The organism is Runella zeae DSM 19591, assembly GCF_000423565.1.
Taxonomy (GTDB): domain Bacteria; phylum Bacteroidota; class Bacteroidia; order Cytophagales; family Spirosomataceae; genus Runella; species Runella zeae.
In genome coordinates, this window is record NZ_KE384041.1 from 17,111 (window position 1) to 39,624 (window position 22,514).

Here is a 22,514-nt window from a genome sequence, read left to right on the forward strand (position 1 = left end):
TGCCTATTTCGTCCCGACATCATGTCGGGACGATAGCTTGACCCAAACTATGATTTGGGTCAAAAATGGTTCTGCGTCTCCGAGGCCAAGCACAATAAGAAAAATAATACTTCTTCTTTACTTAGCCTTCTACAACCCATCAATCCACTGCGTAATTAGCGCTACGCCTTCTTTGTGGATGCTCACGCGGCCAATTTCGGGCATCATTACGCCTGGATGTACGGAGTTCATACGGTAGGTAAGAATGGATTCTTTTCCTTTCCCTGGATTAATGTCAAATCGGTACGGCCCCGCTCCCATTCCTGCTGCGACGGGCGATTTCATCACGCCCCAATGAAACGGGTCTTTTTCTTCAACGTTCAGATAAAGCCCTGAGGTAGAAGCTGGACCGTTGGCATGATGACAATGACCACAGTTGACATCCAAATACGAACGCGCACGGTCATTGAGTGATGCCTTCGCGTCGTTCATGCTTACCAACGGTACTACTTTCGCAATATCTTCGGCTTTGGCCTTCAGATAACCCACTTTTTGCCAACGTGTCAACTGATTTTCTTTCCCGTCTTGGTAGGCAAGCTCGTGGTTCAACTGCTTAATTTTTGGGCCAATTGGCATAAAAACGTCCTTCCGATTATGGCAGCTTTTGCACTGATTTTTGTTGGGAATGGCGTAATTGATTTGGTGTGCTTGCCCTGCTTCGTCTTTCCAGCTTACGGGAATCGTTTCGCCCGTTATTTTATAATCGGCTTCGGTTTGGTCGTCCTTCCAGCGGTAAGGATAGGCTTTCCATGTTCCTTTGTCTTTTACCAATAAGCGCGTTTCAAGAATTCGTCGCTCGCCCGTTGGTTTAGAGAAATCATGTGGATAGTAGAAATTTTTGACCAAAATTGTTTTATCAGGAAAATCGAGGGGCTCGTTGGGCTGACTCACGTCAAACGTCGCCGAAGTACCCTCAGGCATCCAAACAAAGCGTTTTTTGAAGGCATAATCGGTAAATAATGTCGCTACGGGCTCGTATTCGAGTACTTTGTCGTTGGGAGTCAATTGCCTTAGCTCGCCCTTGTAAAAGCCGTAATCTGACAGTTTTTTAAGGGGAAATTCGCTAAAGTTAAGCTGGGAAGGGTGCGCAGTTGCTTGGTTTTGCACTCTACAACTGTACAACCAACCTACAGTCATCGTTACGAGCGAGGCCCAGAGGAGTTTTGATTTGAACATAGTTGAAAGTATTAATCTCAAAACCTTATAGGCTTAGGTTTTTCACATCCGTTTTTACCTCTACATTACACGCTGCAAACGGCTTGACATCATTAAAGACCTCAATTTCGGTCACTGCGCCACTGGCAGGGATTAAGAAGCGCGAAAAACGAAAATCTTTCTGGTTTTCCTTAATGCAAATATTCATCGGGTTTTGCTCCGCCGATTTACCTTTTTTCTCATCAATGATGCCGTCATAGATCACATCTTGCGATTTAAAGCACTTTGCTGCCACCAGTTTCCCCATTTCTTTGGTCAAATCAGGCACCCCGAACGTCCGCTCAAACGTATTATCATGCACCGAAACGTTGGTGGTAAATGGTGACCATCCAGGGTGATTCGGAATGGGCAATTCGGTAATGTGGTAGCTCGCAATCGCAATCGAGTATGTCTTGTGATTCAAGATTTTATTGTTAAAAATCTCGACCTCATTGCCTGCCAAGACAATAATCCCACTCCCAGGCGGAATCATCGTAACGGCATTGCCATTTTGTCCATTGCTTACTTCAGCAAAGTTTTCGTGGTTGTTTTCTTTAAGCGTGTTGTTATATACCTTCGTACGCGACCCAAAGGCTTTGGGTAAACCTGGCAAATTAAAAATCAAAATTCCTCCTGTGTTGTTTTCGGCGAGGTTGTTATAGACCTCCGCGTTATCCGAGTTTTCAATCTCAATGCCTGCTACATTTTCAAACACATAGTTGTCGCGTACAATGATATTTTCGGACTGCCCCACGTAAATACCCGCATCGCGCGAGTGCGAAACCTCGCATTTTTCTACTAATACATTCTTGCACTGAACGGGATAAATGCCATATGTGCCATTTTTAGAGTTTTTATCGTTGGTCCAAGTCGTGTTCACCCCACGGAACGTGATGCTGTTGCAATGTTGCGTTTTGATGCAATCGCCAGGGGCATCCATCACCGTAAAATCTTGGAGCGTAATCCCATCGCCCGCTATTTTCATTCCTTCACCGCCCGTTTTGATATTTTTAAACGACATCACGGTGTTATACATTCCTGCTCCTTTAATGGTTACCTTATTGACTTTATCCAAAATCAATTGGGTATTCATTTCGTAAAATCCTTCGGGAATTTCAATTGTCTCGCCTTCTTTTGCTTCAATAAACTTCGCAACCAACGCCTCCATTTGTTCGGGTGTCGCTTTTGGCAAAGAAGCAATTTCTAGCTTACTTTTTTTGGTTTCTTGGGAGCCACAGGCAGTAAGTAAAGCTACGACCATAGCAGCCCCAACGAGGGTTTTTAAGAAGTTCATGGTACAGGCAATGGGTTTAGTGGTTATGGGACAAAAATAGAGTGTTATAGGGAGACTGTTCCTTGACATTTGTCAAAAAATCGTAATTATTTGCTAAAGTCAGAGACTTTGTACCGATTTCGTCCCGACATTATGTCGGGACGAGCTTGATGAGCTTGTCGAGCTTGACCCAAACTATCATTTGGGTCACAATGGCACTGCGTCTCTGACGCAAAACATAAAACCTAAACAACTAAAAATCAATAGTTTGCTCGTTTGGCACGAATTCGACTCAAAGTTTCACCGCTGATTCCTAAGAAAGAAGCAATCATGGATAGCGGTACCCGTTGTAGGATTTGTGGTTTTAGCGTCATTAAGTTATGGTAACGTTCGGCGGCATTTTGGGTTTGTAGTTCTTTGATATACGCATCACTGTTCATCAAATAGTGCTCAGCAATAATACGTCCCAAACGTTCAATCTCGTGAAATTGGTCGTACAGTTGGTACAAATCCGCGCGGCTTAGTTGTACCACGTTGGTGAGTTCAATGGCCTGAATCGCCGTATGACTGGGTCGTTGGGAAATGAAGCTTGGCAAAGACACCGCAATGTCATTTTCTATTCCAAACCACACCACTACTTCTTCCGCTTGGTTGTTGTGATAATATTCTCGCACGCACCCTTTGGCAATAAAAGAAATGACATCGCTGACCCCATTGAGCGGCACAATATGCTCACGCTTAGCGTATTGCCGAACTTTCAATGCGTCCAACAGTGCCATTTTTGCTTCCGACGACAGCGGAATAAAACCCTGTAAGTAAGTAATAAAGTTTCGTCTCCATTCCATAGCAAAAGCCCTCAGTTTCAGCATTCAATTTATTTTAACCACCAAGAACACTATGTATTTGCCCAAAGAAAGCTTCATACCTTTTACCAACTATCAACGACACACAAGCCCCTAAAAATCAATTTGATAACTCAATACAGGCACAAAACCGTTTCCAGCGCGACGAGGCTCAAGGGTATTGGTTACGACGTTGTAGCTGGTGCTGGTGTAATTGAGGTTGTTCGTCGCATTTTGTACATCGAGCGAAAGAACAGTGGCGTATTTCTTACGGTTAGAGCGATACGACACTCGCCCGTCAACCCTGAAATACGCAGGAGCTTGTGCAGCATAGTCGGCTCCCGCCAAGGGGATGAAACGTTTTGCTTTGGCCGAGGCCACCGCATCAATCGGGGTATAACGGTACCCGCCGTTGTACATCGAACGAGCGCCTAGTTGAAATACCGAACCATTTTTAAACGTAAACTCTCGTCCAAAAGTCAACGCAGTGCTAAATCGGTCGTTGAAGGCCGAATTGTACGTTTTACTGTCGGCGGTTTGGTACGTTGAGTTAAACAATGAACCTGTGATAAGCAAGTAGTATTTTTTCGAGAAAAAACGCTCAACCGACATATCTATTCCGTAGTTTTTCCCTTTGCCTTTCGCTACCGTTGTAAATTCAGGAAATCCATCCGCGCCGTTGAGCATCCAATACGCCGAACCTGCGTTAGGTTCTACAAGAACTTTGCGCAGTAGTTGTAAATATACTTCGGTCGAAAACTTCCACAAACTTGGCGTGATGTAGTTATAACTCAAAATCAAATGATGTGACCGTGGGAAAGCGGCTTTTTGGTTGGGGTAGGATTCCACGATTTTCCCCGCAATGGTGTCTTTTTTAAGGTAAAAATAAGTACTCATCGGCAATAGTTGGCTGTGAAGCCCGTATGCCAAACTTACAGTATGGGCCTTGGGCGAACGGTATTGAAACGACAAACGCGGCTCCAAAGAAGTTGTATTATTTAACGCCAAGTACATCGAATGAAGCCCCGCATTCATCACCAATCGGTCGGTAAGGTTGCGGACAATTTGCGCGTACGCTTGCACCGTTTGGGTCGTTCCCTTGCCATTCACCGACTGTTGGCGACCCGCATTGAGCACATTAATATCGGTCACGGAAGCGCGCGGGGCGGTTTCTTTGAAGAATGAAAATTTGATGTAATTGGCAATAAGCCCCGCTTTCAGGCGCGTTTTGGCATCAAATTTATAATTGTAAGCGGCAGTAGCAGCCAACCGAAACTCATCGTACTGTTGGGTGTCGTACCGAAACCGTACGTCTTGTAAATTGAGCGTATCCGAATTTCGCTTAATGCCACTTCCAATCACCGCCACGACGTATTTTATCGACGATTTTTCGCTGAGATTGGCGGTATGCGTCACTCCTAACGCCCCCATGTTGGCAGGTCGTACGCGGTCTTCCCAATTATCGGCTTTGCCAGCTACTCGTTTTTCGGCAGGTTCTACTGGCATATAATGTTCTTCACTGAGACCTCCTAATCCAAAAACGGTCGTAGTACGTTTGCCATCTTTACTGTGAAAAGCCAAATTAAACGACAAGTCTTGAAACAGGTTCGTGACGCGTTCGCCCACCAAATAAAAACCCATTTGACTCAGCAGCCCTAGTGTCGAATAACGGTAGTTGACCAAGTACGACGAACGGCCTTTTTTAATCGCTCCCTCGGTTGAAAAATCTAATCCCAATACCCCAACTTTGGCCCGATATTCTCGTTTTTGTAGGTTTCCTTCTCGAAACCGAATGTCAAACGCCCCCGATAACGCATTTCCGTATTCAGCAGGCATTCCTCCCGTAAAAAAATCGGAGCGGCCGAGCAACTGAGCACTGAATACCGAAATTCCTCCCCCTCCCGAACCTGGCTGGGCAAAGTGATTGGGATTGGGAATGTCGATTCCTTCCAAACGCCACAAAATACCAAAGGGAGAGTTGCCCCGTACGATGATTTTGTTTTCGTTTTCATCACGTCCCGCTTTTACGCCTGGGTACGCCAACGCCATCCGCCCTGGGTCGTTGACCGACGCAGGAATCCGCTCGGTTTCTTCGACCGTAAACGAACGCGCACTGACATACGCGAGGTCGTTGACAGGCCGACTAAGGTTTTGGGATGACACGACTTTTACCTCTTGTAAGTTGTAGAGGTTTTCTTTCAATTCAACGTTCAACACCACTTCCCGCACTGAGTTCAGGATAAATTCTTCGGTCGTATAGTCTTCGTACCCCACCATTGAGCATTTCACGGACGTTCGCCCGATACGCACGTTGGACAATACAAATTCTCCCAGCGCATTGGTCTGAGCACCTTGCGTTGTTCCAACCACTACGACCGACACACCGACCATCGGTTGCCGATTGACACGGTCAATCACTCTTCCTCGAACGGTTTGGGTTTTGGTTTGCGCTACTACACTTAAAAAGCTGCTCAATAGGAGCAAAAATGTCAGGGAAAGGTATTTTCGCATGGGGTTTAGGGAAATGAGGATACCGCGACAAATTATAGTTTTTGTTGAAATACTACAAAAATAATTTCCCCAAAGGCTGCGAAAAGCTTAAAATGGGGTCAAATAGTGCTTTGTGCTATTAATTTTAAAAAACGTAGTATTTCCTTGACAGGGCAAATTCAGGTCTTCTTCGGCTTCCAATGGACAAAAGGCAAGAAGCCAAAATACAAGTTAAATTCAAAAATATCGGCATCAACCGTAGGATTGGCCTCTTTTACTGCTCCTATAAATCTAGCAAAGCTATCTTCCATGATAGGTGGAAGAACCCGAACAGACATAGGCTTGTCAGATAGGTAAGTTATTTCCCAATAATAAACGTTTTTATTGGCCAGAGAAGTTAGCTTGATTGACTGAATAGAAGAAAGTAGAATAGCAGGCTTATTCTTAGGTGGATAGAAAAATTGAGCATCAAAACGGATGGGCTTATAAAAAAAGCCTTGTCTGTATAACAAGGAAAATCCAATCAAAGGGATGAAATAGACTAAGTTTTTGATTGCCCATGTATTTCTAGCTAAATAAATTTCAACAAAAGTATACACCAACATAAACATAGCTATAATACTAAATAGCTTTTTAAAATGCGGAGGATAATTATCCATTTTTGACCTTGGTTATTGCCATTTCAATGTCCTTTCTTCTTTTCCCGTGGGTCATGTCCAGTAAAATAACAGTTTCAATGTCAATTTCGTCGGCATTAGCGGCTATGATTGAAAACCAAATACCTTCCTCAAAATTGGTGTGCCAAGTCGTCATAATATGATGCTGAGGTAGGTATAGCTTATCTATATCCACTTCTCTAAAGGTAATTTCTTCGTCGACTAAATCATGAAGCATTGCGCATTGTTTGCCTACGGTGCTAATCCAACAAACATCTTTAGCGATAATTTTCGCAATCACCTCATCAAGATATCTTCTTGCGGTATTATCGCTTATAAGCACGCACAACCAATTTTGGTTTGGAATTTGAGCATACCAGTTTTGAGTAGTATTATACTCAACCAAAACAACATTACGTGAATGAATATACTCTGTCATGTCGTTTGTATCTCAAGAGTGAGGGTGTAAAAACTTTGAAAATGTATTAAACCCAAAAGAATAATGGACAAATTATTTTTTGATTTCACAATAATTCGTCCATATTGAATACTCATCATCTGTCAATGTGCCATTCAATGAATCAAATTTGTGTTTTATAGGACTACTTAGTTGTGAATAAGAAACAAAAATTGAAACATCGCAATGGATTGAAATGGGATTGATAAACTCGCTTAATACTTCTGGATTTACAATAGGGCAATTTTCTATATTTAAATATTTTAATGTTTTAATTTTGCTTAGTAACTCTAAGTTGTAAAAGTTGGTATTAGATACATCAATATATTCAACATTAACAAGTTCTTTTATAAAGTTAAAGTTTAGAAATTTTCCAAAATTTATAAATATATTTTTTAATGAAATGGAATGTATGATTGGATATAAATCAAGGTGGTTGTCGGTGTTCTCAATATGAAGTGCTTCTAGTTTTGGGAAATATTTAAGAAAATTCAAGTCTTCTAAATTAGGAGCATAATTAATTTTTAATTTTCTTATTAAAGGAAAAGTGTTTTTAAATATTAAATTTTTTAATTTTGTGTTAATAGATAAATAGTCAATATTTAGCTCTTTGATTAATAAAATATTTGTTTCGTCTAAATCTATTGACAAGTGCGATAAATTAGGGAAATGTTTTATGATGTCTACTCGATTTTTGAACGATGAGGTTAGTTCAATATTGAAGATTTTCCCGTAATCATCTAGTGTGAAATGTGGCCTTATATAATCTTTGTTTAACTCAAAAATAGACTCCCGTAGTTCGGAGTCAATGTCTTCTATTTCTATATACTTGACATTTTTTTGGAACTGACAACTTAGTTCATACCATAATGAATGATATGGTTTGTTTTGTCTTATTTTAAATACAAAGACTTCATCGTCCTTGTCGAAATAAGCCTTTTTGTTAGCTATTTCATTGTATATGAAATCAATAAACGACCCAAAATCTTTAGCTACATTAAATATTATTTCATTTTCGATAAGAACAATCACTTGGCCATAGTTTCCTTCTAAGTTGGGGTCAAAATCTAAATACATCTTTGAGCCATCATAGTTGTCGGCGATTAAAATCCTTTTATTGGACTTATTGAAGGGTTTTACTAATGTTTTGTTATGACAAATAACACTGCCTGAGCTTGGAGGTACAGATAAATCAAATAACATTCGCTCAATTGAAATAAAAGACCATCCTAATGCCAAACATAAACTTTCTTCGCTTAAAATTGAATATAGCTCAAAATAAGCATCTGGAAACTTAATTTGATTGTCTTTTTCTATTTGATATAGATTTTGTAAATTAGTAGGGTTCTCTATTCGCTCTTTGTAATCAGGGCAAGAGCTTGAAATTAATTCAAATAATTTCTTAACTTTCATAGAAATCAAAAATTGTGATTAGAAGTATCTTTGGAGCTGCCAATTTTACAGGTTTCTTAATTAACGATTCCTCTCTCTGCGATTTATCTCCGCTTGAATGCCTTTTTGTTTTTTTGAATAGCTGGAGGCAATAAGCAGGGCCGCAATTAGGAAAATAAAGGTAAGAATGCCACCCTTGTGCGTAGCCGACCACACCGCAAGGCCCACAAGAAAGCCGATTATCACGGCCATAGTGATTTTTTGGGATTTCAATTTGTGCTCTTCTGACTTTAGTTCTTCTAATGTCATTTTTGAGTAATCTCTGGTATTTAGCATTGGTTTGGAGTTGTTTTAATGGATTTATAGTGAGGGTTTTAGTGGTGGTTTGGCTCTTCTTGTCTTTGTTTACGCACTATTTCTCGTTCACTCTACTCAGTTATGTTAATATTCACAATAGTTGGAACCTAAATTAACTGATACGATTTAGTTCCTCTTTTATATCATTACTATCCCTACAAATCACAGGGGTTCAATATTATTTAATTCGGTCTCTATACCTTGCTCATAGTATGGTGACATTATATTTACCTGCACTACACTTCTATCCCTTTTCCAAATAATTTCCCAAAGAAATGAGATTGATATTTGTACTCTATATTCTTCATCTACTGACCCTTCTACTTGTTCATTCTTGGAATTTTCTATATCAATAATAGAGTAGTAAGTATTTAAGTCTTCATTCAAGGGCTTTAGTTGCTGTTGGGTTATTATATCTTCCTCTAAGTCTTTATACTCGATAATTGGTAAGTCACTTCTCCTCAATATGAATAATACATTCTCAAAATGCGTAATTTCATAAAACTGAACGTTAAATCCTTTTAACTTCTTTTTATTATTATCCCCTACATTGAAGCCCAATACTAACACATCTTTAGCGGCGCCTATTATTCGCTCAAGTCCCACATTCAGATTATCCTTATGCAATAAATAACTCTTTGTTTTAGCGACCAAAAAGGAATCAACAATACCTTTCCTTATTTTATAAGTGGCTAATGTTGCAGTAAGTACAGAGGAAGTGCCATATTCAGTAAAATCTATTCTTGGAGAGAAATTTCTGATACCGTCAATGTAAATCTTTAAATCACCATCATTAGTTTCTTCACTATTCGTTTTGTTAAACAAACTATCATACTTCTTAAAAACTTTATCAATTTCTTTCTTTGAATCATTTTCAAAAGCCTTTTCTTTATCTTCTGAAATTTCTGCTGATTTTCTTTTAGCTCTTATTTTATCCCAAACTTTGTCTTTAAGTTCTTCTAAAAAATCATCAAATGTTTTAATTTTAACTTTTTTATATCCATCTCCAACCTCACTGTTATCTTCTTGAAATTTTTCTTGCTTCAACATCTTGTCAAATCCTACATCCTTCAACAACTCTTTATTGTTAATAATGTCGTTTAAGCATTTTTTAAAATAAGAAATATTTTCGCTCCATCTGTATAAATCACTAATTTCTTCGGGTAAATTATATAAAATGATATAACTTTTATTGCGAAAATGCTCTTCTAACATATATTGCCTAATAAACAGTAGTGTTATATAGCTTGATATAAAATCAATAACTTTCCCGCTAATCGCTAAATTGTCTAATTCAGGAAATGAATATTTTGCGTCTAAAGGCTGTTCTGTATTACTATATGTATTACTAAAAAAATCAAATAATTCAAAGACTTCTCTCATTGAATATGGAAGTAGAAAATATTTAGAAGGGTGAAAGCGCGAATATGTGAAAATATAGTTAATAGCTTTATTTTGTCTCCTATATAGCAATAATCCTCCTAATGCATAATGTAATTCCTTGAATCTGCTACGCTCTTTATTTCTCTTGTCAATTTCATCATTATTTGTGAGCTTTAAATTCTCATAATTTTCACTAACCACTCCTAAAGAACGAGAAAAATATAGATTTGAATTAGCCCAAAATAATCTTATAAGCCTTTCATTTTCGGAAATCACACATAAATTCATCCACATCGATCTGTATGTTTCTTCAGAGATAGGATTTGGAATCCCATCTCCTAAAAGCCATTTCCCACTAACAACATATTCCTCAAGACTTGGAAGTTTTATATTCTTGGTATTTACAAATAAAATATGAAGCTTATAAATGACATCATACAAATCAAAATCATATCTCAGTGGTTCGCTTCTATCATGCCTTCTCTGATATTCCAAGAAAACACCGGAATAAAACCTTATTATTGTCTTTTCAAGATGTTCGTCCTGCTTTTCTACGGCATAATAGGTTAACTCATTAATACTTTTCAGACAATAACGTCTAAGGTCTGAATCTTCTTTTGACCTGCTATACATATTTGTCAACTCTGTTAGTAGTGAAGTCGATTTGCCACTGAACAATGCTACTTTGTTCAACCAAATAAAAAAGCTAACAATCAACAATCCAGAAGCAATGAACACCAACAAATCAGCAGAGTTTTCAAGCATCCAAAACCAATGCTTCCAACCAAAATACGGGCTAAAGTCAAAAGAAAGCACAAGTGGACGGAGCCCACGTAGCATGAAATTGTTAGGATTATTAAGATAAGCAAGCCAATCCTCTAATTTAAACCAAGGCTTGAATTGAAAGACTTGAAAAAAAAAGGTTGATAGAGTAAAATAAACTATTAACCTGAATAATGAAATTTTAAATTCCCTTTTACCAACTTTTCTTTGTGGCCAAGTGCTTTCAAAAACATTAGATATGTAAAGAGAGCCGTATTTGTCACCAATAGTAGAGATTTTATCTACAATGATTGGATAGGCTATACCTAATATCGCTATGTCTAAAGCAATACAAATCTCTACAATATTGTCAATTTTGGTGAAGCTTTCCATAATATCATTATCTAAAACTTAGATTTAGCAATATATTCACTATTGCTACTAGTTCCAAATTTTCATAAATTATGCTTAATATTAGTTCATAACATAAGTTATTTAATTTTTTTCTAATGATGATAACAAAAAAAGACAGCCCCACCTCGCGGCAGGGCTGTCTTAAATTTATCATTCTGACGAATTACTTCACTTCTTCAAAATTCACAAACTCACCTTCGTTGCTTGCGCCTGATTTGGCTTGGCCTTGGCCGGCGTTGGGGTCTTGGGCACCACCAGCGGCAGCGGCGTCAGGGCCGGCAGCGTAGATTTCTTGTGAGGCGGCGTTCCATGCTTCGGTGATTTTGTTCATGGCTGCGTCGATGGCGGCTACGTTGCGGCTGCCGTGTGCTGTACGCAACTCTTCCAATGCCCCTTCGATGCTTGATTTGCTGCCTGCTGAGAGTTTGTCACCGTACTCTTTGAGTTGTTTTTCGGTGCTGAAAATCATCGAGTCAGCGGCGTTTACTTTTTCGATTTCCTCACGAGCGGCTTTGTCAGCAGCTTCGTTGGCTTTGGCTTCTTCGCGCATCCGTTGGATTTCGGCGTCTGACAATCCGCTAGAGGCTTCGATACGGATTTTTTGCTCTTTGCCAGTGCCTTTGTCTTTGGCGGTTACATTCAAGATACCGTTGGCATCCACGTCAAAAGTTACTTCGATTTGTGGAATACCGCGTGGGGCTGGTGGAATACCGTCGAGGTGGAAACGCCCAAGGGTACGGTTTTGGGTAGCCATAGGACGTTCGCCTTGCAACACATGCAACTCTACCGAAGGTTGATTGTCAGAGGCAGTTGAGAAAGTCTCTGATTTTTTGGTAGGAATGGTAGTGTTGGCTTCGATGAGTTTGGTAAACACGCCACCGAGGGTTTCGATACCCAACGACAACGGAATCACGTCGAGCAAGAGTACGTCTTTTACTTCACCTGTCAATACACCTCCTTGGATAGCCGCTCCGATAGCTACTGCTTCGTCAGGGTTAACACTCTTAGAAGGCTTGCGGTTGAAGAATTTCTCCACTTCTTCTTGTACACGTGGGATACGAGTCGAACCACCCACCAGAATCACTTCGTCGATATCCGAAATACGGAGACCGGAGTTGTTCATGGCGCGTTTGCAAGGTTCCATCATGCGTTGGAACAGGCGGTCGGCCAATTGCTCAAACTTCGCTTTGCTCAACGAGCGTACCAAGTGTTTTGGAATACCGTTGACGGGGAAGATATAAGGCAAGTTGATTTCGGATTGAGAAGAGCTAGAAAGCTCGATTTTGGCTTTTTCGGCGGCTTCTTTCAAGCGTTGGAGTGCCATTGCATCCTGACGCAAGTCGATGCCTTCGTCTTTTTTGAACTCATCGGCAAGCCAGTCGATAATCACTTGGTCGAAGTCGTCACCACCAAGGTGTGTATCACCGTCGGTCGATTTTACTTCAAATACTCCGTCGCCCAATTCAAGGATAGATACGTCGAAAGTACCACCACCTAAGTCAAAAACGGCGATTTTGACGTCTTTACCTTGTTTGTCGAGACCGTATGCCAAAGCAGCGGCAGTAGGCTCATTGATGATACGTTTTACATCAAGACCCGCGATGATACCCGCTTCTTTGGTGGCTTGGCGCTCGGCGTCGTTGAAGTAAGCTGGAACCGTGATAACGGCTTCTGTTACGGTTTGTCCCAAATAGTCTTCGGCAGTTTGCTTCATTTTGGTCAAAATGTGCGCCGAGATTTGTTGGGGAGTATAGAGTTGGTCGCCAATACGAACGCGTGGGGTGTTGTTAGGACCTTGTTCTACGTTGTAAGCCACGGTTTTGATTTCGCTGCCTACTTCGGTGAAGCGTTTTCCCATAAAACGCTTAATCGATGATATAGTATTAGAGGGGTTGGTAATGGCCTGACGCTTAGCAGGAGCACCTACTTTGCGCTCGCCGTTACCATTGTCCATAAACGCCACTACAGAGGGGGTGGTACGCGCGCCCTCGCTGTTGGCGATTACGACGGGTTCGTTACCTTCCATAACAGCCACGCACGAGTTGGTAGTACCTAAGTCAATTCCAATTATTTTTCCCATGTCTTTCTTAAATTATTAATTGAATGATAAATGATTGAGTGATTTGGATGTTTTCTCAATCTGTACGTGTTGTTTTACACAACGAACGTGCCAGCCCTAACAACTATCCTTAAAAATGACAATTTGGCAGAATGAAGTTTTTATGGTTTTTCAAAAAAATAAGAAATTCCTGTTTCTATAAAGAGGCCCAAAAGCGACTAACACATCATAGAAGTTAGACTTTACCCTTTTTCAAATTATGAAAACTCTATTTTTTATGATGCTTATTGTAGGGCTAGGGCATGTACACGGTCAACACACCCGTGTACATACTTACCCAGCTCGGGGATTTTGGACTACAGAGATAAGCCCCGCCGCACGTGATACTACTTTGGTCAGGTTTTACAATGAAAATCACGATTTGGTATATGAAGAGGCCGTGGCCAAACTGCTCAATATCAAACGCCGAAGCGTGAAAAAACGGCTGACGGCTACTTTAGCAAAACTCTTGAATGAACAGAAAGAAATAGAAGCGTTGCGCCAGAAAAAACAGCTTATTGCGGTGGTGTTGGGGAAATGAGACATTCCAAGTTTCCTTCACTTGGAATGTCTATTGATGTAAAAAAAATCTGCTCTTACTTGATTTTGACTTTGGTAGCACCGTAGCCAAACTTCTCTTTTTGAGCGTCTTGGTAAAACTGCACGTTTTTGTGCTTGCCAAGTCGGCGATGGATTTCGGTTCGCAATACGCCGTTGCCTACGCCGTGGATAAACGTAATCTCGTCCATGCCGCTGGCAATGGCTTTTTCGAGTTGTTGTTCAAATGTTTTGAGTTGAATATCAATCATTTGGGCGTTGTTTAGCGTCAAAAAATCGCGGGTGAGCTTTTCGATGTGCAAGTCTATCACTGCCGCAGGGCGCTCTACTTTGGGAGGCACGGCTGGCTCAGGTTCGTTTTTCTCAAACATTTTTTCTTTCAATGTTTGGGCATTGACGGGCTGTTCGATTTTTTCGTCGGCATCAAGCTGATACAAGTAGGCGTCTTTGTCGAGTAGGGGAGCTTTGCGCTTGTTTTTGAAAAATGTATTGGCTCTGAATTTCACGCGTTTGTTGAGCGGGGCGCGTTCGGGCGAAAACCCTACCGTATAATACAGGCAGTTGAACACAAACGTACCCCAATCGTCAAAATCCTTGATAAGTAAGTCTTGCACTTTTACGCTGCTTTTGGCCTTGAGTACGCCGCCCGATAGCCCACGCTGATGACGTTCGCTAGGCTGCGTGAGCGCATACGGCAAATCCCAGTCGGTATTATTGACAAGATGCAGGGCGATTTCGCGGTCGTTGAGGGGAATAAATGCCATAAAAATCCCTTTTTCGGCGCGGATACCGCTGGGTCTGCTTTCGGCTGACTTTTCGGCAGGTTGACTGCCTTTTTGTCCGCGAAAAAATTGCCCCTCTACCGACGACACCACCGCAAGCTCTCTTTTGAGGACCGGCAAACGAAACCCTTCTTCAATTTCAATCTCAACCACGTCGTTTTGCAAAAAACGAGTGATGATTCCTTCTTCTTTCGAATGAACTAACCTTACTTTATCTCCTATATTCATGAGTGACGTGTAGAATTAAATAAATTTGAAAATGTGCAAATTTGCAAATTGGGGAGTTGAGCTTCTTTATTTGAGTCGTAAAGTCCCTTCCTTTTCATAGATAACGACCTCCTCTTCCAATAGTTCCCTGATAGCCTCGATGGCGCTTTGTTCGTTTTTGATTCCAAAGGTTGCAATGAGTTGTTGGGGAGTAAGCGGACTCATCCCTAAAAGACGTAGGATTTCGCTGCGGAGCTTTTGGTGTTCGGGGGCAGGCATTCCTTTTTTCTTTTTGGCAAGGCAATTGTCGCAGATGCCGCAGGTTTGATGGGTTTCTTCCCCAAAGTACTGTTGGAGCAATTGTGTACGGCAGCGGGTAGTGTGCTGTACGTAGTTGCTGACGGCTTCGATGCGACTATAATCCGTTTTTTGTTTTTCTTCAATCGCCAACGCATTGATAGGCATTTGGTTGGCATCGTAGCGAGGAGTTGTAAACGAAAACTGTGGCTTGTCGCGTTGTTTGTCATACACCAAAACCCCTTTGTCGTGCAAGCCTTGCAACAGCGCAATTACTTCCGGTTCCATGCTGTAGTGTTTTTGTCCGATGGCAGTTTCGGAAATATACACAAACTGCGTAAATACCTCACCGCCGTACATTCGGAGCAGAAGTTTGATGAAACTATCGTACTGAGGGTATTTGAGTTGAAGCTCATAAAGCGCCCGATTATCGACGATAATATGGATTTTGGAACTGCTATTGTAAGCTTCGCTTAGTTGGATAAATCCTTCTTCTTCAAGGAGTTTTAGCGCAAAGTGTGTTTCAGAAATGGGTAGTCCAAATGTTCCCGTAAAATCTTGTAAATCAAAATCGAAGTTTTCAAATTCGCCACCTCCGACCGGAATTCGGTAATAATTGGCAAGTGCTTGATATACGCGTCTGACAAGTTGGATGGGTGGGTATTTTTGATCAACGACCCGAATCAATTCATTCAAATCTTTGGACGAATAGAGCGCAACAGCATAGGCTTTTTGACCGTCGCGTCCAGCGCGGCCCGCTTCTTGGTAGTAGGCTTCGAGGTTGTCGGGCAGGTCGATATGAATTACTACGCGTACGTCGGGTTTGTCGATGCCCATCCCAAAAGCATTCGTAGCCACCATCACCCGTACGCGGTTGCGAATCCAAGCTTCTTGCTTATCGCTACGCTGTTTGGTAGGAAGGCCCGCATGATAAAACTCCGACCGAATGCCTTGTCGATTAAGCCAATCGGCTACTTCTTTGGTACGGCGGCGATTGCGTACATAGATAATGGCACTACCTTGCACATTTTGGAGGATTTTGAGGAGCCGTGCTTCTTTGTTTTCTTCAAAAAAAGCAGAATAAGATAAGTTAGAACGCGCAAAAGTAGCTTGAAAAATGGCGGGTTGGCTCATTTCGAGCTTTTGACATATATCAGCTTTGACGGGTTCGGTGGCTGAGGCAGTCAGGGCAATAAGCGGAACCGTGGGAATGAGTTTTCGAAACTCGGCAATTTGCAAGTAAGCAGGACGAAAATCATAGCCCCATTGCGAAATACAGTGGGCTTCGTCGATAGCCAAAAGACAGACCTTCATTTGTTTGACCCTTGCCAAGAAGATATCGGTACGGAGGCGTTCGGGCGATACGTACAAAAACTTAGTAGTGCCGTGGATGCAGTTGTCGAGTACAATGTCGATTTCGTGCCAATTCATGCCAGAGTAGATCGCCGCTGCCATGATTCGACGGCGGCGGAGCTGCTCTACTTGGTCTTTCATGAGCGCAATGAGCGGCGTCACCACGATACAAATGCCTTCTTGGGCCAAAGCCGGCACCTGAAAACACAGCGACTTACCACCGCCCGTAGGCAGTAAAGCCAAAGTATCTTGCCCTGCCAAAACTGCTTCGATGATGTTTTGTTGTAGAGGTCGAAAAGTATCGTAATTCCAGTATTTTTTGAGAATGTCGTGAATCATGGACGCGTATCAAAATGGAGCGCAAAGTTAATGGTTGCAAGAGTAAATAAATATTTTTGCCTACGACGTTTGTAGGAGTTATTAGAATCTTGAAAAGGAATTAGTCATATATGTGAAGAATTTTACCCACAGATTGGGTAATCACCATTTTGGATTTAGATTTGCTCAATGTGATATAACAGTAATTTCTTATATGGCTACCATTCCGCATTATCGTCCTAGTGTTGTTCCCCTCAAAACCCCCTTTACATTTGCTAAAGATCCTTTGGCATTTCTTCAAAAAGGGTTTACAGCGTGTGGAGATACATTTCAACTTGCTTTATTTCGTAAACTAGTGTTTACCCGTGACCCGGCTTTTTTTAAGCATGTGCTTCAAGCCAATAATAAAAATTATCTTAAAGGAGGCGCGGTGAAGGAATTAAAACAAGTATTAGGAGAAGGATTACTTACAAGTGAGGGTGATTTTTGGCTGCGTCAGCGGAGGTTGATTCAGCCCGTTTTTCATCGAGAGCGATTACAAACCTTATTCCAGACCATGCGTGAAATTACTACCGCATTTCTTCATGAATTAGAGGAGGAAAGAGGCCGCGAAGCAGTAGATATAGATGAAAAAATGATGGCTCTTACTGCTGATATTGCTCTCAAAACGCTTTTTAGTACGATTTCCAATGAAAATAAAGCCGAGATTTACCAGCAAATCAACCATACCCAGCAGCATATTATAACCCAGATTCGTCAACCGTATTTGAAACCGTGGCTGTCGATCAATGGCGCCAATCGGCGTTTTCGGAAAGACGTAGCTTATTTTGATCAGTTGGTAATAGATGTCATTACGCAACGTCGCGATTCGGGAGAAACTCACGATGATATGCTACAAATGTTGCTCGAATGTATCGACGAAGAAACGGGCCAACCCATGAATGATAGGCAGGTGCGTGACGAAGTGATAACCATGTTTGCAGCAGGTCATGAAACCTCCGCCAATGGCCTGAATTGGTTATTGTGGGAGCTGTCGCAGCATCCAGAGATAGTTGCCAAAATTCGGGCAGAAAGCCATTTGTTTGCGGATGTTCCTACATTGGAACAATTGATGGCCATGAAATATACGCGCCAGGTAGTAGAAGAAGGGTTGAGATTGTTTCCGCCAGCCTGGGCAGTAGCCCGTGAAGCCATCGCTGATGATACGATTGAAGGAATGACGATTCCGAAAGGAGCCATTGTATTCATGCCCATTTTTGCACTTCATCGCCATCCAGCTCTTTGGGAGCATCCTATGCTGTTTGAACCAGAAAATTTTAACCCTGATGCGGTGAAAAATCGTAACAAATATGCCTATTTGCCGTTTGGGGCAGGGCCACGTATATGCATAGGGCAGCAATTTGCGATTCTTGAGATGCAGTTGATTTTGGCTTCTTTATTGAAAAAATTTACGTTTGAGGCCGACAAACATCATCCACCTATGATGTTTCCACTGATTACGCTAAAACCGCTGAACGGCATAAAAATGTTTATTCGGTGATTTCCATCTCAAACAACTCCTGCAAATGACCTTTCAATTTTTCAGCGACTTCGGGCATCGATAATGGGCGACCCAATTCTTGTTGGAGGGAGGTAACGGCCTTATCTGAAATCCCGCAAGGTACAATGTGCCCAAAATAAGCTAAATCGGTGTTGACATTAAAGGCAAATCCGTGCATCGTAATCCATCGGCTGCATTTTACGCCTAAGGCACATATTTTGCGCGGATTTTGTTGGGTTTCAAAATCGAGCCAAACGCCCGTGAGTCCCTCAATGCGCCCGGCTGAAAGGCCGTAGTCGGCACAAGTCAGAATGATGGCTTCTTCTAAAGTGCGCATGTAGCGGTGAATATCCGTAAAAAAATGTTCCAAATCTAAAATAGGATATCCTACCAATTGCCCCGGCCCATGATAAGTAATATCTCCTCCTCGGTTGATTTTGTGGAAAGTAGCCCCTACATCCTGGAGTTGGGTTTCGGTCAAAAGCAGATTTTCGAGATGACCACTTTTACCTAAAGTATAAACGTGAGGGTGTTGGCAAAAAAGTAGGTAATTGGTCGTACTCTTTTGAGCTTCAAGGGATAGCTGCCGATTTTGGCTTTTAATCGCCACATTTTCGGCCAATAGTTTTTCTTGATAATCCCAAGCTTGTTGGTAATCAATCAACCCTAAATCTTCAAAGTGTACTTTATGAGCGGTAAGTGTGTTCATAGGAGTTCAAAAAAACGATACAAAGGTAAGCTTTCGGCTTACATTCTTTTGCACAATTATTTGGTGGATTAAGTTCCTTTTTGACCTTTAGGCGTCTAAAGGCTACAAGCATAAGACTGATTAACAATGGATTCTTTCGGTAATAAAAACAATTGTTTTAAAATAATATACTGAGTATTTAGATTTTATATACTAAAAAATAAAATCAAAGATATGCAACCTCAAGTTTGTATTTTGCTGCCTCATTTTAATGATTTCGAGGGTCTTCAAAAATCAATTGCGAGTATCGGAAGTGCAGAGAACGTGGATGTGCTAGTGGTAGATGACGGGAGTCAGGAAGAAATAGATGAAGCTTTAGTCCGACAATCGAAAAATTTTCGAGGAGATATTTATTTTTTGTACTTATCTGTTAATCAGGGCATTTGTAAAGCTATTAATCACGGTCTCATTTGGATTCGAGAGCAAGGGTACCTTTTTATCGCAAGGTTGGATTGTGGTGATACTTGCGGAAAACAGCGATTTGAGAAGCAATGGGCTTTTTTGGTACAACATCCCGAAATAGGTTTGGTAGGTACATGGGGAGTGTATGTAGACAAAAAAGGCGAAGGACTTTTTGTGTGTACACTGCCTACTAAAGATACCGAAATCCGCCAAAAAATATACTGGTCATGTCCTTTTATGCATCCTTCTATCATGTTTCGGACAAAAGTACTGGACGAGGTCAAAGGATACGACGAACGTTTTAGAGTAGGGGAGGATTTAGCTTTTTACTTTCAGGTAATCAAACATTGGCAAGTGGCCAATTTACCTGAGTATCTTTTGTTTTATGAGTTTGACGAAAAAAGCATATCATCTCACCGACGCAAGCAAGTACTTCTTGCGACTTTGACAACCTTAAAAGAACATTTTCGGTGGGGGATATTTCCCGTATTAGGTATTCTCAAAAATATGCTGGCGCTTCGACTATCCCGCAAATGGATTTTTCGAAACCGTATGGTATTTAGGTATTTGACACAAATCAACATGGAGAATGCTAAAAAATGGCGTTTTTCAAAGAAAAAATCAGCATTTTTGCCACCTAGCTAGTACCAAATCTCCCTTTTATGATACTGATTGCAGACAGCGGCGCCACTAAGACTGATTGGCGCATTATCGATACCGACGGAAATATCCAACAGGCCAAAACGATTGGACTGAGTCCATACTACCAAACTTCGGAGTCTATTGCCCAAGAATTGACCCAACATTTGTTGCCGTCGGTGACTGGTATTGTCAACGAAATTTATTTTTACGGAACGGGTTGTGCAGGCGAAGAACCTTGCAATATCGTTCGTAGAGGTTTACAGGCTGTTTTTTCTTCAGCACATACCGTGGAGGTCGATAGCGATATGCTCGGTGCAGCGCGCGGATTGTGTGGGCATGAAGCGGGCATTGCGTGTATTTTGGGGACAGGTTCTAATAATTGCCTTTACGACGGTCACTCTATTGCCGACAAAATCCCTTCGCTTGGTTTTTGGCTAGGCGATGAAGGGAGCGGCGGCTATCTTGGGAAAAAAGTGGTAGTGGCTTTTTTACAAAAAGAAATGCCCGAAGAATTAGCCGAAAAATTTGCCAGACGTTATGGCCTTAATCGGGAGATTGTTTTGGAAAATGCCTATCAAAAACCTTTTCCTAATCGCTATTTCGCAAGCTTCTCAAAATTTGTTTTCGACAATCGCACCCACCCTTTTACATATCAATTGGCTTATGATGCCTTTCTCGAGTTTTTGACCAAGTATGTTTGTAAACTCCCTAATTATCAGCAATATAAGGTGCATTTTGTGGGTTCGGTGGCGTTTTATTACAACGATATTTTGCGCAGAGCGGCTGCCGAAAAAGGCATAACGATAGGTCATGTTATGGAAACCCCAATCGCGGGACTTACGCTTTATCACCGCCCTGTTGAAGATTAAGTAGCTGATGGAGTTGGGCATATTGGAGTAGCATGATAGTTTTACCGTCTTTGATTTCCCCTGTTTGTATCATCGAAAGAGCTTCTTCAAAAGGAATTTCTAAGACTTCAATGTTCTCGTTTTCGTGTTCGGTGCCTCCACCTTCATTTACTTTCATGTTTTTGTGGTATTCGGCTACAAAAAAATAAAGGATTTCGGTCACCGAACCAGGCGACATATAAGCTTCAAAAACCTTCTGAACGTCAGTTACACGATAGCCCGTTTCTTCTTCCGTTTCCCGTCTGATACAATCTTCCGCATTATCTTTGTCGAGAAGACCAGCGCAAGTTTCGATTAACATTCCGGTAGGATTGCCATTTACGTAAGTCGGCATTCTGAATTGGCGGGTTAAGATGACCGTGTTCTGGGCTTTGTTATAAAGTAAAATAGTAGAGCCATTGCCACGGTCGTAAGCCTCACGTGATTGGCGCGACCATTTGCCTGATGAATTTTGATAGTCAAAAGTGATTTTTTTCAGAATGTACCAATTGTCGGAAAGCAAATTCTCTTCAATGATTTTAACCGAAGGATTATTCATGGCTGTTATTTTTGATTGTTTTTGATTGAATTTGATTATTTTTGAGCAAAATAAAATAAATGAAATGAGTTATCAAAGTAGAAAACAAATCATTTTAAAAATACTGGAAGAAAAAGGAGAAGCCGAAGTAAAAGAGTTGGCTCAACAGCTTGATACTTCGGAGATTACGATAAGACGTGATTTGGGCACAATGGCAGCTGATGGGCTTCTTTTTCGCACGCATGGAGGTGCTATGAAGTTAAGTTTGGTAAATCAACCCGTGAGTTTTGCCCAAAAATCAAACATGAATGCTTCTCAAAAGGAGCAGATATGTCGATTGGCAGCGGCCGAAATTCAAGAAGGGGACGTCATTTTTATGGATTGTGGGAGTACGGTTTTTAAGCTTTGTGATTTTATCAAAAACAAAAGAATAAAAGTTATTACCAATTCTCTTCCTGTAGTTTATGAATTGATGAATACGGAGGTAGAAATTAATTTGGTAGGTGGGGAAATTGATAAAGAACGGCAAGCGGTGCATGGGGCTGTGGCACAAGAGCATCTCCTCCGTTATCATGCCGACAAAGCTTTTGTGGGGGTAGGAGGGATTAGTGTTGCTAATGGTCTGAGTGCGGTAAGTGAAAAAGAAGCAGAAATGACCGTAGGCATGGCGCGACAGGCCAAGACTACCTATTTGCTTTGTGACGCTTCAAAGTTAGAAACCACTAAATATTTACAATTTGCTTCTCTCTCTTTGATTCAGGTATTAGTAACCGACGAAACCAACGATGCAATTTTGGCACCCTATCGTGAGGTTGGATTACGAGTTTTGAATTAACGCAGGCAGGGTTTGAACCCTGTCTGCGTTGTAATGTTGTGAGTTGAAAA

The 22,514-nt window shown here is 41.3% G+C and carries 19 protein-coding genes; 5 read left to right on the forward strand and 14 right to left on the reverse strand.

Annotated features, from left to right (window positions below; translation table 11 throughout):
- Nucleotides 1–129 precede the first annotated feature (129 nt).
- From G563_RS0127100 to dnaK, 10 genes are all read right to left on the reverse strand, one after another.
- Nucleotides 130–1,215 carry an SO2930 family diheme c-type cytochrome gene (locus G563_RS0127100; RefSeq protein ID WP_028668095.1) on the reverse strand — a complete coding sequence of 362 codons (1,086 nt, stop codon included), beginning with the start codon at nt 1,213–1,215 and terminating at the stop codon, nt 130–132.
- Nucleotides 1,216–1,240: 25 nt separating this feature from the next.
- Nucleotides 1,241–2,527, reverse strand: coding sequence for a parallel beta-helix domain-containing protein (locus G563_RS0127105; protein WP_028668096.1), 1,287 nt, complete (start codon nt 2,525–2,527; stop codon nt 1,241–1,243).
- Nucleotides 2,528–2,766: 239 nt separating this feature from the next.
- Entirely contained in the window at nt 2,767–3,375 is a 609-nt protein-coding gene (locus tag G563_RS0127110; RefSeq protein WP_169579816.1) for a Crp/Fnr family transcriptional regulator, read from the reverse strand.
- Nucleotides 3,376–3,462: 87 nt separating this feature from the next.
- Nucleotides 3,463–5,859: a TonB-dependent receptor gene (locus tag G563_RS36015; RefSeq protein ID WP_051211243.1), complete on the reverse strand. Its 2,397-nt coding sequence runs from the start codon at nt 5,857–5,859 to the stop codon at nt 3,463–3,465.
- 158 nt (nt 5,860–6,017) lie between these two features.
- A complete protein-coding gene (locus G563_RS0127120) occupies nt 6,018–6,497 on the reverse strand; it encodes a hypothetical protein (protein WP_028668098.1) in 480 nt (159 codons plus the stop codon).
- A complete protein-coding gene (locus tag G563_RS0127125; RefSeq protein WP_028668099.1) occupies nt 6,490–6,933 on the reverse strand; it encodes a DUF7684 family protein in 444 nt (147 codons plus the stop codon). Before G563_RS0127125 ends, G563_RS0127120 begins: the two co-directional genes overlap by 8 nt.
- A gap of 72 nt (nt 6,934–7,005) precedes the next feature.
- On the reverse strand, nt 7,006–8,364 hold the full coding sequence (locus G563_RS0127130) for an SMI1/KNR4 family protein (protein WP_028668100.1): 1,359 nt from the start codon (nt 8,362–8,364) through the stop codon (nt 7,006–7,008).
- Between the two features lie 60 nt (nt 8,365–8,424).
- Entirely contained in the window at nt 8,425–8,679 is a 255-nt protein-coding gene (locus tag G563_RS0127135) for a hypothetical protein (RefSeq protein WP_028668101.1), read from the reverse strand.
- A 183-nt stretch (nt 8,680–8,862) separates the two neighbouring features.
- A complete protein-coding gene (locus tag G563_RS0127140; protein ID WP_028668102.1) occupies nt 8,863–11,238 on the reverse strand; it encodes a hypothetical protein in 2,376 nt (791 codons plus the stop codon).
- A 184-nt stretch (nt 11,239–11,422) separates the two neighbouring features.
- A complete protein-coding gene (gene dnaK / locus G563_RS0127145) occupies nt 11,423–13,339 on the reverse strand; it encodes a molecular chaperone DnaK (RefSeq protein WP_028668103.1) in 1,917 nt (638 codons plus the stop codon).
- A 238-nt stretch (nt 13,340–13,577) separates the two neighbouring features.
- Here dnaK and G563_RS0127150 point away from each other — a divergent pair, with 238 nt between their 5' ends.
- Nucleotides 13,578–13,898 carry a hypothetical protein gene (locus G563_RS0127150; protein WP_028668104.1) on the forward strand — a complete coding sequence of 107 codons (321 nt, stop codon included), beginning with the start codon at nt 13,578–13,580 and terminating at the stop codon, nt 13,896–13,898.
- 55 nt (nt 13,899–13,953) lie between these two features.
- On the opposite strand, the gene G563_RS0127155 is transcribed toward G563_RS0127150, so the two are convergent.
- Together G563_RS0127155 and G563_RS0127160 are read right to left on the reverse strand one after the other, a co-directional pair.
- A complete protein-coding gene (locus G563_RS0127155) occupies nt 13,954–14,925 on the reverse strand; it encodes a Smr/MutS family protein (protein WP_028668105.1) in 972 nt (323 codons plus the stop codon).
- 66 nt (nt 14,926–14,991) lie between these two features.
- Nucleotides 14,992–16,893 (reverse strand): RecQ family ATP-dependent DNA helicase, encoded by a 1,902-nt coding sequence (locus tag G563_RS0127160; RefSeq protein ID WP_028668106.1) that lies wholly within the window; start codon nt 16,891–16,893, stop codon nt 14,992–14,994.
- A 193-nt stretch (nt 16,894–17,086) separates the two neighbouring features.
- Between G563_RS0127160 and G563_RS0127165 the strand changes: the two genes are divergently transcribed.
- Nucleotides 17,087–18,412 carry a cytochrome P450 gene (locus tag G563_RS0127165; RefSeq protein ID WP_028668107.1) on the forward strand — a complete coding sequence of 442 codons (1,326 nt, stop codon included), beginning with the start codon at nt 17,087–17,089 and terminating at the stop codon, nt 18,410–18,412.
- Here G563_RS0127165 and lipB read toward each other — a convergent pair.
- Nucleotides 18,402–19,121: a lipoyl(octanoyl) transferase LipB gene (gene lipB, locus G563_RS0127170; RefSeq protein ID WP_028668108.1), complete on the reverse strand. Its 720-nt coding sequence runs from the start codon at nt 19,119–19,121 to the stop codon at nt 18,402–18,404. The genes G563_RS0127165 and lipB overlap by 11 nt on opposite strands.
- Nucleotides 19,122–19,334: 213 nt before the next feature.
- Between lipB and G563_RS0127175 the strand changes: the two genes are divergently transcribed.
- Nucleotides 19,335–20,207, forward strand: coding sequence for a glycosyltransferase (locus G563_RS0127175; protein ID WP_028668109.1), 873 nt, complete (start codon nt 19,335–19,337; stop codon nt 20,205–20,207).
- A gap of 17 nt (nt 20,208–20,224) precedes the next feature.
- Nucleotides 20,225–21,073 (forward strand): N-acetylglucosamine kinase, encoded by an 849-nt coding sequence (locus G563_RS0127180; RefSeq protein ID WP_028668110.1) that lies wholly within the window; start codon nt 20,225–20,227, stop codon nt 21,071–21,073.
- Here G563_RS0127180 and nudK read toward each other — a convergent pair.
- Nucleotides 21,042–21,650, reverse strand: coding sequence for a GDP-mannose pyrophosphatase NudK (gene nudK / locus G563_RS0127185; protein ID WP_028668111.1), 609 nt, complete (start codon nt 21,648–21,650; stop codon nt 21,042–21,044). The genes G563_RS0127180 and nudK overlap by 32 nt on opposite strands.
- Nucleotides 21,651–21,714: 64 nt before the next feature.
- On the opposite strand from nudK, the gene G563_RS0127190 reads away from it, so the two are divergent.
- Nucleotides 21,715–22,464 carry a DeoR/GlpR family DNA-binding transcription regulator gene (locus tag G563_RS0127190; protein ID WP_028668112.1) on the forward strand — a complete coding sequence of 250 codons (750 nt, stop codon included), beginning with the start codon at nt 21,715–21,717 and terminating at the stop codon, nt 22,462–22,464.
- Nucleotides 22,465–22,514 lie beyond the last annotated feature (50 nt).

Bases quoted from the DNA above. Each gene is read 5' to 3' on its own strand.
- G563_RS0127100 (WP_028668095.1), bottom strand. From the start codon at position 1,215: ATGTTCAAATCAAAACTCCTCTGGGCCTCGCTCGTAACGATGACTGTA.
- G563_RS0127105 (WP_028668096.1), bottom strand. From the start codon at position 2,527: ATGAACTTCTTAAAAACCCTCGTTGGGGCTGCTATGGTCGTAGCTTTA.
- G563_RS0127110 (WP_169579816.1), bottom strand. From the start codon at position 3,375: ATGCTGAAACTGAGGGCTTTTGCTATGGAATGGAGACGAAACTTTATT.
- G563_RS36015 (WP_051211243.1), bottom strand. From the start codon at position 5,859: ATGCGAAAATACCTTTCCCTGACATTTTTGCTCCTATTGAGCAGCTTT.
- G563_RS0127120 (WP_028668098.1), bottom strand. From the start codon at position 6,497: ATGGATAATTATCCTCCGCATTTTAAAAAGCTATTTAGTATTATAGCT.
- G563_RS0127125 (WP_028668099.1), bottom strand. From the start codon at position 6,933: ATGACAGAGTATATTCATTCACGTAATGTTGTTTTGGTTGAGTATAAT.
- G563_RS0127130 (WP_028668100.1), bottom strand. From the start codon at position 8,364: ATGAAAGTTAAGAAATTATTTGAATTAATTTCAAGCTCTTGCCCTGAT.
- G563_RS0127135 (WP_028668101.1), bottom strand. From the start codon at position 8,679: ATGCTAAATACCAGAGATTACTCAAAAATGACATTAGAAGAACTAAAG.
- G563_RS0127140 (WP_028668102.1), bottom strand. From the start codon at position 11,238: ATGGAAAGCTTCACCAAAATTGACAATATTGTAGAGATTTGTATTGCT.
- dnaK (WP_028668103.1), bottom strand. From the start codon at position 13,339: ATGGGAAAAATAATTGGAATTGACTTAGGTACTACCAACTCGTGCGTG.
- G563_RS0127150 (WP_028668104.1), top strand. From the start codon at position 13,578: ATGAAAACTCTATTTTTTATGATGCTTATTGTAGGGCTAGGGCATGTA.
- G563_RS0127155 (WP_028668105.1), bottom strand. From the start codon at position 14,925: ATGAATATAGGAGATAAAGTAAGGTTAGTTCATTCGAAAGAAGAAGGA.
- G563_RS0127160 (WP_028668106.1), bottom strand. From the start codon at position 16,893: ATGATTCACGACATTCTCAAAAAATACTGGAATTACGATACTTTTCGA.
- G563_RS0127165 (WP_028668107.1), top strand. From the start codon at position 17,087: ATGGCTACCATTCCGCATTATCGTCCTAGTGTTGTTCCCCTCAAAACC.
- lipB (WP_028668108.1), bottom strand. From the start codon at position 19,121: ATGAACACACTTACCGCTCATAAAGTACACTTTGAAGATTTAGGGTTG.
- G563_RS0127175 (WP_028668109.1), top strand. From the start codon at position 19,335: ATGCAACCTCAAGTTTGTATTTTGCTGCCTCATTTTAATGATTTCGAG.
- G563_RS0127180 (WP_028668110.1), top strand. From the start codon at position 20,225: ATGATACTGATTGCAGACAGCGGCGCCACTAAGACTGATTGGCGCATT.
- nudK (WP_028668111.1), bottom strand. From the start codon at position 21,650: ATGAATAATCCTTCGGTTAAAATCATTGAAGAGAATTTGCTTTCCGAC.
- G563_RS0127190 (WP_028668112.1), top strand. From the start codon at position 21,715: ATGAGTTATCAAAGTAGAAAACAAATCATTTTAAAAATACTGGAAGAA.